6 protein-coding genes are annotated in these 16,977 nt (G+C 68.2%); all 6 read right to left on the bottom strand.

Annotated features, from left to right (window positions below):
• Nucleotides 1-80 precede the first annotated feature (80 nt).
• The gene (locus tag ABKS89_RS06215) at nucleotides 81-3,311 is read right to left on the bottom strand and encodes a hybrid sensor histidine kinase/response regulator (RefSeq protein WP_348588002.1); all 3,231 of its coding nucleotides are present in this window, start codon (nucleotides 3,309-3,311) and stop codon (nucleotides 81-83) included.
• A 144-nt stretch (nucleotides 3,312-3,455) separates the two neighbouring features.
• The gene (pvrR, locus tag ABKS89_RS06210) at nucleotides 3,456-4,652 is read right to left on the bottom strand and encodes a response regulator cyclic di-GMP phosphodiesterase PvrR (RefSeq protein ID WP_348588003.1); all 1,197 of its coding nucleotides are present in this window, start codon (nucleotides 4,650-4,652) and stop codon (nucleotides 3,456-3,458) included.
• Entirely contained in the window at nucleotides 4,631-7,477 is a 2,847-nt protein-coding gene (locus ABKS89_RS06205; RefSeq protein WP_348588004.1) for an ATP-binding protein, read from the bottom strand. Before ABKS89_RS06205 ends, pvrR begins: the two co-directional genes overlap by 22 nt.
• 302 nt (nucleotides 7,478-7,779) lie before the next feature.
• Nucleotides 7,780-9,804 (bottom strand): exodeoxyribonuclease V subunit alpha, encoded by a 2,025-nt coding sequence (gene recD, locus ABKS89_RS06200; protein WP_348588005.1) that lies wholly within the window; start codon nucleotides 9,802-9,804, stop codon nucleotides 7,780-7,782.
• A complete protein-coding gene (gene recB, locus ABKS89_RS06195) occupies nucleotides 9,801-13,475 on the bottom strand; it encodes an exodeoxyribonuclease V subunit beta (RefSeq protein ID WP_348588006.1) in 3,675 nt (1,224 codons plus the stop codon). Before recB ends, recD begins: the two co-directional genes overlap by 4 nt.
• Nucleotides 13,472-16,939 carry an exodeoxyribonuclease V subunit gamma gene (gene recC / locus ABKS89_RS06190; RefSeq protein ID WP_348588007.1) on the bottom strand — a complete coding sequence of 1,156 codons (3,468 nt, stop codon included), beginning with the start codon at nucleotides 16,937-16,939 and terminating at the stop codon, nucleotides 13,472-13,474. Before recC ends, recB begins: the two co-directional genes overlap by 4 nt.
• Nucleotides 16,940-16,977 lie beyond the last annotated feature (38 nt).

Genomic DNA, 16,977 nt, shown 5'->3' with positions numbered 1-16,977 from the left:
AGTCCCAACATTTGCGATCGTCGGCCGGCCACAGAGGCACGGCCACTCTTCCAGAGTAGCCCCGGTTACCGGACAGGCTCTCAGAGGCTGGCCAGGGCCGCCTCGATTCGTCCCAGCAGCGCGTTCACCGCCGCAGACAGTTCCGGCCCGGCGGGCTGCGCAATCAGCGCCTCCTCCACCGCGCCGCAGGCATCACTCAGGCCATGGGCCTGGACCACCGCCAGCGCGCCACGCAGGCGATGGACCTGCTGCCGGACGGTCGCCAGGTCGCCGGCCTGCAGGGCATCGGTCACGCCCTGCATGTCCTGGCGCATGGTGCGCAGGAACAGCTCGCGCATCTTCTCCGAGACCTGGATGCGATCCTGCACCGGCTCCTGTTCCTGCACCGGGCTTTCCGGCGATTCAGCCGTCGCATGGCCGCAGACCTTGAGCAAGCCGTCGTGCAGCGTACGCAGGCTCATCGGTTTGACCAGCCAGGCGTTCATTCCCACCGCCATACAACGCTCACCCTCCTCGCGCAGGGCGTTGGCGGTGACGCCGATGATGGGCAGCCAGCTGTCCTGGCGGCGCAGTTCACCGACCAGTTCGTAGCCATTCATCACCGGCATGTTCACATCGGTCAGCAGCGCATCGAAGGCGCCGGGTGCCCAACGCTGCAAGGCCTCGCGACCGTTGCTGGTGAGGGTGACACGGCAGCCCAGCTCCTCGAGCTGCTCCTTGAGCAGCGCCTGGTTGATCGGGTTGTCCTCGGCCACCAGGACCCGCAGGCCAAGCTTGCCCAATCGGGCGACACGGGGAGTCTGGCGGGGTTCGCCACCTCCGCCCCGCTGCGCCAGGCGCAAGGCCTGGGCGATGCCGGACAGATGGTAGAGGCTGACCTCCCAGCCGAGGACTGAAGCTTGTGGCTGCACGCTGCCCTCGGTCAAAGCATTTACCCGCGCGCCGTTCCACAGCGGCTCGTCGCCGGCCTCGAGCAGGTCCAGCAGCACCGCGCCGGGCGGAGCGTCCAGCGGCAACTCCTCCTGGACCAGCGCCGAGCCGCCCCAGCAGTCGACCCAGGCGGCCAGGTTCTGCGCCAGTTCCTTCACCGGCGCCCGCACGTAGACCGGCTGCGGTAGCAGCGGCGCGCCGTCAACCAATGGCTGGGCGCGCTCCAGCACCGGCAGCGCCAGGGTGAAGGTGAAACTGCTGCCCAGCCCGGTTTCGCTGACCACCCGCAGTTGCCCCCCCATCAGGTCGCTCAGCCGCGCGCAGATCGACAGGCCCAGACCGGTGCCGCTGACCGTGTGCTCGTGGCCATGAGCCTGGTAGAAGGGCTCGAACAGCCGCTGCTGCTGCGCGTCGGACATGCCGATGCCGGTATCGGTCACCTGCCACTGCAGGGCCGTCTCGCCCTTTTCGCCGGCCACGATGCGCAGACGCATCACCACGCGCCCCATGTCGGTGAACTTCAGCGCGTTGCTCAGCAGGTTGGCGAGAATCTGCCGGATGCGCGCAGCATCGCCGCGCACCAGGCTCGGAACATTCGTGTCGATGCAGGCATACAGCTGCAGCTCCTTGCCCTCGGCCACGCCGGCATAGCTGGCGACCACGCCCTCCGCCAGCTCCAGCGGGTTGAACTCCACGACCTCGAGCGCCATCTGCCCGGCCTCGATCTTGGACACATCGAGGATGTCGCTGATCAGTTGCAGCAGGGTCGAGGACGAGCGCTGGATGGTTGCGAGGTAGTCACGCTGCTGGTGGCTCAGCTCGGTCAGCCCGAGCAGCTCCAGGGTGCCCAGCACCCCATAGAGCGGCGTGCGGATTTCATGGCTCATGGTGGCGAGGAACACCGATTTCGCCTCGCTGGCCGCATCCGCCGTGAGCTTGGCATCGGCCAGCATCTGCTGCGCCTGCTTGTGCGCGCTGATGTCGTTGAAGGCGCAGAGCACCACATTCTCGCCACGGTAGCGGGTCGGCGCGAAGCTGGCGTGCAGGGCGCGCCCTTCCACGTCGAAAACCAGCTCGCCGTTGCCCTCGCCAACCCTCCCGCTCAGGTCCCAGTCGCGACTGATGCGAGTGATGGCCTCGCTGTCGCCCAGCCATTGTTCGGCCAGGCGGTTCTGCATCACCACCTGGTGGCTGCCATGGCGCAGCACGCAGAGCGCCACCGGCGCGGTCTGGATCACCGCCCGGCTGAAGGCATCGCTCTCGACCAGATCGAGGTGTGCCTGGCGTGCCGGCCCGATCACGCGACGGGAGTACCAGGAGATGGCCAGCCAGCCACCGGCCAGGCTCCCCAGGATCAGCGCCAGGCCACCAAAGAACTCCCATTTGGCGTAGCGGAAGAAGCTGCGATAGCTCAGGTGATAGAGCCCGATCCAGCCGCCGTCGAACTCGCTGCGAATCTTGAAGACCAGGCCGTCGGTGCCGATGTTGAGCCCATCCGCATAGTCCTTGTCCGAACCGGGGACGTCGATCAGCACGTTGCCGTGGGGGGTAATCAGCTCCAGTTCGTCGAAGACCGGGCGATCGAGTATCTGCTCCATGTCATTGATCCGCCCCAGATCCAGCAGCGAAACCGCCACCACTCTGCGGTCCAGGTCCGAATCCCACCAGAGCTCATCGGGCAGGTCGAGGCTGACATAGGCCAGCAGTTCGCGACTGCCGCCTGTGTAGTTCTGTGCTTTTGCCCAGTGCACCCGCGTGTCGCTGCGCTGGGGGGAACGTGCTTCCAGCGCCTGGCGCACCTGCTCGATCACCGGCAGGTAGGAGCGCCGGGTCACCGGGCGATGATCACGGAAGTTGCCGATGGCGGGCACCGCCAGGCTGGTCGGCCCGTTGAGGTCGAGTACCAGGACCTGCGGCGACGGAAAGGACGAAGTGCTCCAATAGCTGCTGTAGAAATTCGCCAGCATCACGCCGAAGGAGAAGGTCCCGATCCTCGTCCGTGGGCCGACGCCGCGCACCTGTTGCGCCAGGGTAAAGGGCATGGCGAAGGAGAACTCCCGCCCTTCGTGGATCTCCATGCCGTTCTCGCTGACCAGCATTCGCCGTTGCAGGGGGATCACATCCAGGTCCTGGCGCTGGGTGGATGCGTCGCTCTGCTGGGCAATACGGTTGAGGAAAGCCTCGTGCTCGTGGAGGTCCCCGACCAGCCGGCTGAAATGGAAATGCACCTTGTCACGCTCTTCCTGCACCAGCCGGCCAAGCGCCCAGTAACAGGCGCCAACGAGTATCAGCGCAAGGGAGACGGCACACAGCAAGACGATATTCAGGCGTAGCGAAGTGCTCGCCAGTTTACGAATCGAGCCGTTGTCATGTTCCTGCATGCGAAGCATCCGGTGTCGCGGAAAGTGGCGGCGGAGGGCCCGCCGGATACCAGCAGACTGTAGATGTGAGTACGCGATAAGGCGACCCGGAGGCCCCTGGCCGGCCGCTGATTGCCCTTGCATCTGCCATGTAGCTGCCGTGTATCAATAAGCCATGGCGGAGCGTTCCTGGAGCAACTGGCGGGTGAACACGGACGGCGGCACCGCCTCGGAGAACAGGAAACCCTGGGCGCAATCACACCGCAGCCGGCGCAGCAGCGCCAGCTCGTCCGGATGCTCGACGCCCTCGGCAATCACCTCCAGCCCAAGCTGCCGGCCGAGCTTGACGATGCTTTCCAGCGCCGCTGCCAGGCCATCGTCGTCGACGCAGCCGTGCACCAGTGCGCGATCGATCTTGAGCTCCGTGAAGGGTGTCGAAACCAGGTTATACAGCGAGCTGTAGCCCTGGCCGAAATCGTCCTGGGCGAGACCGAAACCCTTCATGCGCAAGCGGCAGGTGCCGGCATAGTAGTTCGCCGGGGTCGCCGTGCTGCTGCATTCGAGCAGTTCGAAAACGATGTGCGCCGGCACTCCGCCACGGGAAGCGACGAAGGCTGCAAGTCGATCCGGCAGGTCGGGATCATCCAGCAGGTGGGTCGGCAGGTTGACCGCCACCGACAGGTGAAAGCCCAACCGGCCCCAATCGGCCTGGGCCTGCAGCGCCTGTTCGAGCACCGTCCAGAGCAGCGCCTCGTCCAGCCCGGCGGCAGTCAGCGCCGCCATGAAACTGCCCGGCTGCAACACACCGTGGCGAGGGTGCTCCCAGCGCACCAGCGCCTCCGCCGCAACGATGCGGCCATCGATCAGCGAGGCCTTGGGCTGGAACCACGCACAGAACTGCCGCTGCGCCAGGGCCTGCTCCAGTTCCTCACGGGTCGGCACCGGAATATCCGCTGCGCGGTGCTGCTCCTCGCGCTCCAGGCGCGTCACGAGCTTCTCCAGCAGGCGGCGGATCACCGGCGCGCGGGCAGGCTTGGCGATCTGTTCGAGCACGGTGATGCCGTGGGCGCGGGCCACCATGCAGGCACTGCCCATCAGCGGGCGCGAGGCCGAACTCATGATCGCCAGCAGCGGCGGATGACTCAGCGCGGCCAGCCGCTGGATCAGCTGCACACCGTCAAGGCCGGGCATCATCAGGTCGCTGACCACCAGGTCGAAGCGCTCCCGCGCCAGCCAGCGCAGCGCCTCGGCGCCATCCTCGGCGGCGCGCAGCTGCACGGCACCCTGCTCGCGGAACAGGTTGAGCAGGTACTCCCGCTGGAAGGGCTGGTCTTCGACGATCAGGATTCGCTGATGTCGCATGGCGGCACCTCCGCGGGCAGGCTGGTCAGGCATTGGCGCAAGGTGCGCAGGTCCACCGGTTTGAGCAGGCAGAGGTTCATGCCGGCAGCGAGGCAACGTTCGCTTTCCTCGTGCATGGCGTTGGCTGTGGCGCCGATAATCGGCCCGCGATAGCCGCGCTGGCGCAGCGCACGGGCCAGCTCGTAGCCGTTGAGATGGGGCATGTTGACGTCGGTGAGCACCACGTCGAAGGCATCGGGCTGCCAGCGCGCCAGCGCCTTTCGGCCATCGGCGGCCAGTTCGACTGCGCAACCGAGCATCTCCAGCTGGTCGCGCAGGATCAACTGGTTGATCGGGTTGTCCTCCACCAGCAACACGCGCAGGCCGAGGCCGATATCGGGCAGGGTCTCGGCCAGACGCGCAGCCTCGCCACTGACGCAGCCCTGCGCCGCCGCCAGGGCACGACGCAGTCCTTCGAGGTTGTAGCGGCCCACATGCCAGTCGCAGCCTTCCTGGCGAGGCTGCTCGCCGCCCAGGTCGGTCACCAGAACCCGGCAGCCCCGCCAGGCAGGCAGCGGCTTGCGATCGTGGGGATTGAAGCGCAGGTCCACCAGCACGCTGGACGCATCTTCCTCGAGCGGCTGGTCGGCGGCCACGACCTGGGCCCGCGCGCCCCAGCGGGTGATCCAGCCGCAAAGGCTATCGGCCAGCTCGCGGGTCGGTGCGTGCACCCACACCATCGCGTTGCACAGCCTGGGGGCGCTGGAAGTCTGCCGGTCCACGCATTGCAACGGCAGGCTGAGGGCAAAGCTGCTGCCCAGCCCGACGTCGCTGACCACCCGCAACTGCCCGCCCATCAGCTCGGTCAGGCGCTTGCAGATCGACAGGCCGAGCCCGGTCCCGCCGGCCATGCGGGCGTTGCCGGAAACCTGGTAGAAGGCGTCGAAGAGGTTCTCCTGCTGGTCCCCGGGAATGCCGATGCCGGTATCGGCCACCTGCCAGTGCAGGGTGTCGTTCCAGCCCTCGCCGGTCTCGGCGCGCACGCGCAGGACGATGCGCCCGCTGTCGGTGAACTTCACCGCGTTGCTCAGCAGGTTGTTGAGAATCTGGCGGATGCGCGTAGCGTCGCCCAGCACCCGCTCGGGCATCTGCGAGTCGCAGCAGGCGTATATCTGCAGCCCCTTGGCGCGAGCCGCGGCAGCGTAGGACTGGACGCTGTCGAGGGTGAGTTCCAGGGGCGAGAACTCCACCGGCTCCAGGCCCAACTGGCCGACTTCGATCTTCGACACATCGAGCACATCGCTGATCAGTTGCAACAGGGTCGAGGACGAGCGCTGGATGGCGCGCAGGTAGCCGGACTGCTGGTGGTCCAGCGCCGTGCGGCCGAGCAGCTCCAGGGTGCCGAGCACGCCATACAGCGGTGTGCGGATTTCATGGCTCATGGTCGCCAGGAACAGCGTCTTGGCCTCGTTGGCGGTGTCGGACAGGCGCTTGGCTTCGGCCAGCGCCGCCTCGGTCTGCTTGCGCGCGCTGATATCGCTGAAGGCGCAGCAGAGCACTTCCTCGCCCTTGTAGCGGGTCGGCGTGTAGCTCAGGTACAGGTGCCGGCCGGTATGGGTTTCCACCTCTTCCGAGCCGCCCTCCTCGCCACTGCTGAAGCCGCGCTCCAGCCAGCCATGGCTCCAGTAACGACGCTCGTCGCCGCTGCCCAGCCATTGCTGGGCGAGACGATTCTCCAGCACCACCTCGGCATCGCTGCGCCGCAGTACACAGAGCGCCACTGGCGCGGTCTGGATCATCGCGCGGGAGAACCCCTCGTTCTCCACCAGCGCATTGAGGCGGTGCTGCGCCGGGCCGATCAGGCGCCGGTTGATACGCCGGCACATGCCCCAGACCAGCAGCGAGCAGCCCAGCAGGAAGGCCAGCGATGCGAGGATCCTGGGCCACATCGGCAGCAGCAGGTCGTACAGGTTGAAGTAGTAGATCAGCGACCAGTCGGAGCTGCCCAGGTGCTTGAGCAGCGCCAGGTGGCTGGGCAGCACACCGGACCCGCTGAAGGCAAAGTTGTCGCCGTCCCACAGGTCGCTGAACTGCAGGCCGAGCTGCGGCGTGACCGCGCTGCCGAGGATCGCCCGGTGATCGCGATCCAGCAGCAGGAAGCGCCCGGCCTCAGGCACGCCGAAAGCGGCGGAGAGGTCGGCGCCGAACAGCTCCAGCCCCAGCCAGCCGTTGTCCTGCTCGCTGGTCACGCGGGTGAACAGGTACTGCCGCGCCTGCGGGTCGGTCGGGTCGGCGAGCCAGCGCACCTGCCGCTCCTCCTTCGGCGTACCGGGCTGCGCCAGCGCCTCGAGCACCGACGGCGGCACCACGGCGTTGAGCGCCGGCGCCCCGTACAGCCTTGTCACCGAGCGATCCGGTTCGGGGGAGACATAGATCAGGTTCAGCCGCTTCGCCTCCATCTCCGCCAGGTCGCGCCCGGACAAAGCCAGGCTCCAGCTGGAACCTGGCTCGCCGAGGGTGACGAAAATCTGCTCGTGGGGCGGCACCGGCACGCTCAACTGGCGCCACTGCACCAGCGGCTCACGCAGCTTCCAGGTCACGCCCCGGCTGATGTGCTCCAGCAGCAACTCGCGCTGGCCGAGGTAATCCTGGGCCTCGTACATGGCGGCGTTCATCTGCCGGCGCAACTGCGACACTTCGCTGTTGAGGCTCGCGGCAAGGAACAGGCTGAGGGTGAAGAAAAGGCAGGCGATCACCACCCCGGCCAGCAGACGAAGGAGCTTTCGGGCTGCCTTCGGGGTGGAAAAGGACGAATCCTGACGACGAAGGAACTGCTTGAGTTTCATGGCCGCCAGCCTCTCGAACAGCCGACGAATAGAACATCAGACAAATCTAAAAAGTTCGAAACCTGAACAGATTAGGCACTTGGAGAGCCCGTTTCTCAGGGCGCTCTCCAGGCATTGCCTGGCTGAGCACCTATCTTCCTCGCCCCGGCACTCGAATTTTTTCGACCCCTTGCAGACGGCGCACGCCTGGCCAGTCCTCTTGCCCGCAGGGAGGCCGGCAAAGCGGCGGGACAGAGCGCCAGCGACTCACCCGCCGCCATTCATCGGAGAGCTTTCCAGTGGGTCGCCTGGCGACCTTCCGGTCAGCCGCCGAGCAACCCGCTCGCCCGCTGCACCCGCCGCTCCGTCGCCGCCTCCAGTACCTGCCAGCCGCGCCCGGCGCTGGCCAGGGTGAACCATTTGCGCGCGCGGGTGATGCCGGTGTAGACCAGCTCGCGGGTGAGGATGGGGTTGAGGCTGTCGGGCAGCAGCAGCGCGGCGTGGGTGAACTCCGAGCCCTGGGACTTGTGCACGGTCATGGCGAACACGGTTTCCACCGCCTGCAGGCGGCTGGGCAGGATCCAGCGGATGGCGTCGGTGCCGTCGCCCGCCGGGAAGGCCACGCGCGCCACCCAGCGCACCGAGCCGTCGTCGGCTGCTTGCGGCAATGCCAGGGTGATGCCGATATCGCCGTTCATCAGGCCAAGGCCGTAGTCGTTGCGGGTGACCAGCACCGGGCGACCGGCGAACCAGCCGCTCGCCGAAGGGATCAATCCTTCGCGTTGCAGCAGGTCGCCGATCAGGCTGTTCAACCCTTCCACGCCCCAGGGCCCGCGGCGCAAGGCGCAGAGCAACTGGAACTGGCCGTGGGCTTCCAGCACCTGCCTGGCCCAGGCATCCAACGCGGGCTGGTCGGCGTTGTCCGCCGGGCGCGAACCGCTGACGACACGCAGGTAGTGGGCGTAGCCGACCGGGCCGAACAGGTCGCCACCGCGTCCGCCGTCGATCACCAGATCGCGCAGGCTGCGGGTTTCCTGGGCGTCCACGGCGATGCGGGCGAGGTCTTCGTGCTGCGCCTTCCACACCTGGCGCAGGGCCGGGATATCGCCGGCGTTGACCGCCTCGGCCAACTGGCCGATGCCGCTGTCGGCGCTGAAGCGGTGGCTGTGGCGGAGCATGGCCACGGCCTGGTCGAGGTCGCTGCCGGAGGTGTCGAGCAAAGCAGGGGCGATCGGTTCGCCGGTCACGGCTTCCAGCCAGTCGCGGGTGGCCGGTCGGTAATGACCTTCGCGGGCGCGGCTGCAAAGCTCGCCGAGCACCGCGCCGGCTTCCACCGAGGCCAGCTGGTCCTTGTCGCCCAGCAGGATCAGCCGTGCGCGCGGCGGCAGCGCGGCGAGCAGCGAGGCCATCATTTCCAGGTCGACCATCGAGGCTTCGTCAACCACCAGCAACTCCAGCGCCAGCGGATTGCCGGCGTGGTGGCGGAACTGGCGGCTGTCCGGCCGGCTGCCGAGCAGGCGGTGCAGCGTGGTGACTTCCGTCGGGATCGCCTCGCGCGCGGCTTCGCCATTGGCCAACCCTGCGAGATCGAGGCGCTGCACGGCGCCGGCGATGGACTCGTTCAGGCGCGCGGCGGCCTTGCCGGTGGGCGCGGCGAGGCGGATGCGCAGCGATCGCCCGCCCTCCCCCAGCGCCAGGCTCTGCAGAAGGGCGAGCAGCTTGACCACGGTGGTGGTCTTGCCGGTGCCGGGGCCGCCGGTGACGATGCCGAAGGCGTTGCCGGCGACCAGCGCGCAGGCGAGCTTCTGCCAGTCCGCCGGCGCGCCGGCTTTTTTCGGGAACAGCGCATCCAGCGTCTGGCGCAATTGTGCCGCAGGCAACGCGGCCCGCAGCGTATCGCCCTGTTGCAGGCGCTGGTCGATACCGGCGCGCACTTCGCGCTCGTACTGCCAGTAGCGGCGCAGGTACAGACGACGGCCGGACAGCACCAACGGCGTATCGCCGGGGCCGTCGCCAACCAGTCGCGGATCACTCAGCACGGCACGCCAGGCGTCAAGGTCGAAGCCGTCCAGCAGTACGCCGGGCAGCTCCGGCGCGTCCTTGGCCGAGTCGCCTTCGGGCGGCAGCGACAGGGCGAAACGGCTGTCGGCCAGGGTCGCTTCCAGGTCGAGGCAGACGTGCCCGCGGCCGAGCTGGTGACTGGCCAGCGCGGCGGCGAGGATCAGCAGCGGATTGGCGTCCGGCGCGCGCTCCACCAGGAAGATCGCGAAGGCGCGGTCCAGCTCGCGCAGCCAGCCGCGCTCGGCCCAGCGGCCGATCAGTTCGAGCATCTGGGCGGTGCTCTTCATGCCGGCACCTCCGCGCGGAACAGGCGGTCCAGCTCGTCCATCAGCGCCTTCGGCGGGCGTTCCAGGTACATGCCCTGGGTCGCCGAGGAACTGCCGCGCAGGAACAGGTACATCGCGCCTCCGATATGGCGGTCGTAGTCATAGTCGGGCAGGCGCGCCTGCAGCAGCCGGTGCAGGGCGAACAGGTAGAGCGCGTACTGCAGGTCGTAGCGGTGCTCGAGCAATGCCTCGCGCAGCGCGGCTTGCGTGTAGGCCTCGTCGTCGGCGCCCAGCCAGTTGGATTTGTAGTCGGCCACGTAGTAGCGGCCCTCGTGCTCGAACACCAGGTCGATGAAGCCCTTGAGCATGCCGTTGAGCAGGTTGGCCTGCAGCGTTGGCCGCGCCACGCCGCCCAGGGTATGGCGGATCACGGCGGCATCCAGACGCTGGGTATCGACATGGCGGGTGGAGAACCAGAACTCCATTTCCTTCTGGAAGGTAGTCAGCCCGGCGAGGCTGACCGGCGCCGCATCGGGCGCGCGGAAGGCCGTGCGCAGGTACTGCCCGAGCCAGCCGGTGAGCGGCTCGATCCACTCTTCCCAACCGCGCACGGCGCAGCGCCGGGCGATCTGGTCGCGCAGCTGTTCTTCGTTGGCGTTGAAGCCTTCGTCGGCGGCCCACTCCAGCAGGCCGTGGAGGAAACTGCCGGGGTTCGCGCCGCGCGGGAAGGCGTGCAGGCTGAAGGGTGCCGGCACGGCTTCCAGCTCGCGGTGTTCTTCCAGGCTGCTTTCGCGCAGCAGGTCTTCGCCGGCGCTGATGGGTTCATCGGCGGCCGGTGCGGGAGCGATGTCACTGTCGTCTTCGGTAGCCAGCGTCGCCAGCGCGGAATAGCTGGCGATCCACCATTTCTCCGCCACTCGGCGGCGCGGTTCGCGGGCCGCGCCCAGCTCGCCGGCCTGTACGCCGACGAAGACTTCCGTAGCGACTTCCGGCGCCGGCTGCAGGGCAATCTCCGCCTGGCCGGCCTGCAAGTCACCCAGGCGCGCAGTCACGTCCTCGACACTCAGTGCGTTGCCGCCGCCGAGCAGGTAGCCCATGGCGCCCTTGTGCAGTTCGGGGTTCTTGCTGTTGCTCATCACCAGCGGCGCCATGCCCAGCCACACGGCGTGGCGCGCACGGGTCAGGGCCACGTAGAGCAGGCGCATGTCCTCGCTCAGGCGCTCGTCGTTGGCCAGCTGGAAGGCGGCCTTGGCCAGCTCCTTGTCACGGGACAGTTCGACCACTCGCGACTCGCCGGACTGGAAGCTCGGCGGCGTGCCGCTCTTGCCGTCCAGCTCGCGCCAGGTGCAGATGAAGGGTAGCAGCACCAGCGGGTATTCCAGGCCCTTGGACTTGTGGATGGTCACCACCTTGATCAGGTCGGCGTCGCTCTCCAGGCGGAGAATTTCCTCGCTGGACGGGCTCTCCAGCTGCTCGGCGAGCACCCGCAGCAACGCGTGTTCGCCGTCCAGTTCCACGGCCTCGCGCTGCAGCCACTCGGCCAGGTGCAGCAGGTTGGTCAGGCTGCGTTCGCCATCGGTTTCGCGCAGCAGACGCGCCGGCAGGGCGAAGTCGGTGAGCAGGCGGCGCAGCATCGGCAGCACGCCCTGCTGTTGCCAGAGCACGCGGTAGTCGCGGAAGCGCAGCACCATGTCTTCCCAGAAGCGCTCGTCCTGGTTCAACCGCTCCAGGGTCGCCCAGTCCAGCGCCAGGCTGCGAGTGGCGAGAGCGATGCGCAGGGCGCCATCGTCGCCGGGGTCGGCACAGGCACGCAGCCAGTGCAGCAGGTCGATGGCTTCGGGGCTGTCGAACACCGAGTCGCGGTCGGACAGGTAGACGCTGGCGAGCCGGCGCCTGGCCAGTTCGCCGCGCACGGCTTCGGCTTCGCTGCGGCCGCGCACGAGGATGGCGATGTCCGCCGGACGCAGGTTGCGCCATTGGCCATCGGCGCCGCGGAAGCCGCTCTGCGCGGAACTCAGCCAGCGCTGGATGGCGCTCGCGCAACGCTCGGCCATCTGCTGACGGTACAGCGTGGAGCCGCAGACCTGGCCGTCGTTGTCCAGTTGCCAGAAGGTCATGGCCGGCGCTTCGCTGCCTTCGAGCAGCAGCGTTTCGTCACGGCCACGCGCTTCGACGTTGAGGAACGGCACCGGGTTTTCCTGGCCTTCCACCGCGAAGCGGAAGGCACCGCGCGGGTGGCCCTCGGCGAACAGGAAACAGCGGTTGGCCGCCTTGACCATGGCCAGCGTGGAGCGGTAGTTGGTGCCCAGCGTGTAGTGCCGCCCAGCGGTGGCAGCGCGGGCACGCAGATAGGTGTGGATGTCGGCGCCACGGAAGGCGTAGATCGCCTGCTTGGGGTCGCCGATCATGAACAACCCGAGGTTTATCGGGTTTTCGCCGATGCGGTAGACGCGCTCGAAGATGCGGTACTGCAGCGGGTCGGTGTCCTGGAATTCGTCGATCAGCGCGATCGGGAACTGCTCGCGGATGCGTTCGGCCAGGCGTTCGCCGCCGCTGCCGGCCAGGGCGCGGTCGAGGCGCACCAGCAGGTCGTCGAAGCCCAGTTCGGCGCGCTTCTGCTTCTCCACTTCGAGGTTGTGCCGCACTTCGCCCAGGGCGTGCAGCAGCAGTTGCGGGGCGATCTCCGGACGTTGTTCGGCGCGCTCGACCCAGGCATCGATGGCCAGCAGCGCGGGATGCTCCGGCACCACGGCCTTGGCTTTCACCTTGATCCGCGTCTGGCCGAATTTGGCCAGGTTGTCCGGCGCGTCGGCGCCTTCGCTCCAGGCGTCCAGCGCTTCGATCCAGCCGGCGAAGACGGTGTCGTCATCCTTGCCGCGATAGCTGTTGCCGTTGAGATCACCGCGCAGGTTGCGCAGCAGTTCGGCGACGCCCTCGCGATCCGCCGCCCAGGCTTCACGGGCGCGGGTTTCGGCGGCAGCGAGTTCATCGTAGAACCGGCCGGTGTCCTCCAGCAGTTCGGCCAGCGAGGCCGGGGCCGTCAGCGGCTGGTCGGCGTAGCGGAAGCCGGTCTCCTGCGCCGCCAGCAGCGGTTGCAGGGCGCGGGCCAGCGTTTCGGGGCCGGCGTAGCAATGGCGCACGGCGTTGGCCGCCGCCACGCCCAGCGGGTAGAAGTTGCGTCGCCAGTAGTCGCGCACAGCTTCGGCGAGCAGTTCGCTCTGGTCGGCGGCGAGGTCCTGGGTGAACAGGCTGCCGCTGTCGAAGGCGTGCTCGCGCAGCATGCGGTAGCACCAGCTGTGGATGGTGGAGACGGCGGCTTCGTCCATCCATTCGGCGGCCAGTCGCAGCAGGCGCGCGCAGCCGGGCCAGCGCTCGGCGGCGTAGCTGTCGCGCAGCTTCACCAGCAGGCCGTCGTGTTTCTGCTCGGGCTCGGCGAAGCAGCGCGCGGCTTCGCCCAGGCGCGCGCGGATACGCTCGCGCAGTTCCTGGGTCGCGGCCTCGGTGAAGGTCACCACGAGGATTTCCGGCGGGCTCAGCGGCCGGCCAAACGCAGCCAGCTCGCCACCGTGGTCTAGCACCAGGCGCACGTAGAGCAAGGCGATGGTGAAGGTCTTGCCGGTGCCGGCGCTGGCCTCGATCAGCCGGCTGCCGTGCAGCGGGAAGTCGAGGGGGTTCAGCTCGACGGCGCTCATTGTTCGGCCTCCTTGCGCTGCAGCAGCTCGAACAAGGGCCCGTAGAGTGCTTCGGCCCAGGCAGCGAACTCCCCGCTGGCATTGAGCGCGGCGAAGTCCGGATAGACTCGCGCCAGCGCCGCCGAAGAGGCCGCCTCACCGCTCAGGTTGAAGCCGCCGTCGTAGCGCTTGGCGGCTTCGCGGGCTGCACGGTCGTCGTCATCTCCGGCGGCCAGCCAGGCGAAAGCCGCCTTGCAGGCGACCGGCAGCGGGCGGCTCATGCCCTGGAACCAGGCATCCATCAGGTTGTTCAGTTCGGCGCGGGCTTGCTCGGCCGGCAGTGGCGGGAATTCCAGGGTGCCGGTCAGGCCGACCAGCACGCTGGTCACCGGTTCACCGCACAGTTGCAATGCCAGGTGGCGCACCCATGGGCGCACCAGCCCATGCCATTTGTAGCCCTTGCCTTCATGCAGCTTGCCGCTGACCAGTTGCAGGCTGGCGAGCTGGCCGTCGGCATTGCGACGCAGGCCGCCAAGCCAGTCGGCCAGCCCGATGCCGGCGTGTTCATGGTTGAGTTCGCGCTGTTCGTCTTCCACCTGCGACCAGTGCTCCAGCTGTTCGCGGTAGCGCGCCAGCAGGTCGTGCAGCGGCGCCACCAGCGCCTGGGCGGAGAAGTCACCGAAGGCCGCCAGGGGCAGCCGGCCTTCGCGGCGCAGGCGTTCCACCTGGCCGGTCAGTTGCGCCGCCAGTTGATCATCCTGCCAGTGCTGCTCCACCCACGGGCGCAGGCGCTCGCAGAGTTCGAACTGCAATTGCCAGACATCCAGTCCGTTCAGCTCGAAGGGTTCTTCATCCTGGCCAGTCAGTTGCTCCTCACCGAAGCGCACCTTGAGGCGCTGCAGGAAGAAGGCGCCGACCGGGTTGGCGAGGAAGTCCGAAACCACACGCAGGCCGATGGGTGCATCCAGCACCAGCGGCGACAGCGGCGTGTCATTCGTCTCGCCCTCGTGCTCGCGGTGCACATCGCGCCACTCGCGGGCGTAGGTATAGAGGCCGTCGATGCCCTGCACCGAGGGCGCGTCGAAATAGGCGCGGCTGAAGGGTTGCAGCGGGTGCTCCAGGGTCAGTCCGTGCAACAGGTTGCTGTCGTTGGCGCCGTGCCAGCCGGCGGCAAGGTGGTCGCGCAACTGGCCGACCAGCACGGACGGCGGGCGCTCGCTGTTGTCGCGGATGCTCCGCCCAACCCAGCTGACATAGAGCTGGCGGCGCGCGGAAAGCAGCGCTTCGAGCAAGAGGTAACGGTCGTCCTCGCGGCGCGAACGGTCGCCGGGGCGGTAGTCATTGCGCATCAGGTCAAAGTCCAGCGGCGACTGCGGGCGCGGGTAGTCGCCGTCGTTCATGCCCAGCAGGCAGACCAGCTGGAAGGGAATCGCGCGCATCGGCATCAGGGTGCAGAAGCTCACCGCGCCGGCGAGGAAGCGCTGGTTCAGGCCACCGGCATCCAGCCCGCTGAGCCAGGCCTCGCGCACCACCGAGAGCGGCAGCGGGTCGGTGAAACAGGCGTACTCGCAGGTTTTCAGCCAGTCATCGAGCAGGTCCAGCAGTTGCTGGCGGAGCAGTTCGTCATGGTCGTCGGTGACCCGGAAGAAGTCGTCCAGCAGGCCGCGCAGGCGCTGCACCCAGGTCGCCGCGTCGGCTTCCTCGGCGAGCAGGTCGCAGGCTTTTTCCAGCGAGCCGAGCAGCCCGGCCAGCGGGCCGAGGGCGGCGGCGTCTAGCCCGCCGATTTCCGCGTAGGGCTGGATGCCCTGGAAGGCATCGCCCTCGCCCACCGCAAAACCCAGCAGCATGCGCCGAAGGCCGAAGCGCCAGCTGTTGGCTTCGGCGGCGGCGGGCAGGCCGAGGCGTTCGCGCTGCTGGCCGTCGAGGCCCCAGCGTACACCGGCGCCATCGATCCAGCGGCGCAGCAGCGGCAGGTCGGCGTCGGCCAGGCCGAAGCGCGCGCGCACGGCGGCGACGTCCAGCAGGTCGAGGATTTCACTCACCGCGAAACGGCTGTCGGGCAGCCGCAGCAGGTGTTCCAGCGCCACCAGCAGCGGCTCGCGGCCGCGCTGCCCCTGGTCGGCCAGGGTGTAGGGGATGAAGCGTTTGTCGTCGCGGGCGATCTGGCCGAACACGGCTTCGATGTGCGGCGCGTAGGGGTTGATGTCCGGGACCATGACGATCACGTCGCGCGGGCGCAGCGTGGGATCGGCGTCGAAGCGCGCGAGCAGCTGGTCGTGGAGGATTTCCACTTCGCGCTGGGCGCTGTGGGCGACGTGGAAACGCACCGAGTCATCGGCTTGCGGGTCGACTGCCGGCCAGTGTTCGCGGGTCTCGTTGATCGGCCGCAGTTCGAGGATGTCGTCCTGCAGTTGGCCGAGCAGGCTGCCCGGTTCCACCTCGCTGAACAGGTCGATACGCCCGTTGCTCACCGCCCCCAGACGCGCGCGATAGGTTTCCGGATCGTCGTACTGGTCGAGCAGGTTGATGTAGTCGCGGCCCTGCTTGCCCCAGGCGGCCAGCAGCGGCTGGGCGTACTGGTGCTGCTGGTCGTCGCTGAGCAGCTCCGGGGTGCCGGCGCGACGGCGCTGGCGGCGGTATTCGTGGCGCAGCAGGTCCTTGTCGGCAACGATGTCGGCCCAGTGGTGACGGCAGGGGTTGTGTACGCAGAGCAGCACCTGGGCGTGGCGCGCCAGCACCGCGAGGGCTTCCACCGTCTGCGCAGGCATGGCGGAGATGCCGAACACCACCACGCGACGCGGCAGGTTCGGCAGCAGGTTGTCGGCACCCTTCAGCTTCTCGATGAAGCGCCCGTGTACGCCGGCCCGGCTGGTGGCCAGGCCTTCGGCGCCGACATCGTCGAGCAGCGCGCGCCACAGGGCGGCCTGCCAGCGGTTGTCGGGGTCCAGCTCGCGCACAGTGCCATTGGCCAGGCGCAGTTGATCGACGCCGCGGCTCCAGTCCTCCAGCCAGTCGGCACGGTAGACCTGGTACTGGTCGAACAGGTCGGCCAGGCGCTCGGCCAGTTGGTGGCGCTTGCGCAGGTCGGCGTCGTCGGCGAGGAAGCGTTGCAGGGTGGCGAACTCGTCGCGCGCAAGCAGCGTGGGCAGCAGGCGCATCAGACGCCAGGTCAGCGGGCCCTTGTCGAGTACCGAGACTTCGGGAATTTCATCGCGGCCGAGCGCGCCACGGTAGGCGCGCCAGAGGAATTGCGCGGGCAGTTGCACGTCCAGCGCGGCGGTGACGCCGCAGCCGCCGTCCTCCACATCGCGCCCCAGCGCCAGCTTCAGCCACTGGGCGATGCCGTTGCTCTGCACCAGGATGACTTCGTTCTCCAGTGGGGCCAGCGGGTGCAGGCTCATCCACTGCACCAGCAGGTCGCGCAGCGCTTCCGGATGGTTGCCGTGGATCACCATCAGGCCGGGGGTCAGTCGCTGCTCGCTCATCGTGTCTCCTGGTGCGGAGCGGGCAACTGGGAGTGCCC

The organism is Pseudomonas sp. LABIM340 (assembly GCF_040017195.2).
In the GTDB taxonomy this organism is placed as follows: Bacteria; Pseudomonadota; Gammaproteobacteria; order Pseudomonadales; family Pseudomonadaceae; genus Pseudomonas.
Note: the sequence above shows the minus strand (reverse complement) of the source record. Positions and strands in the feature narration are given on the sequence as shown.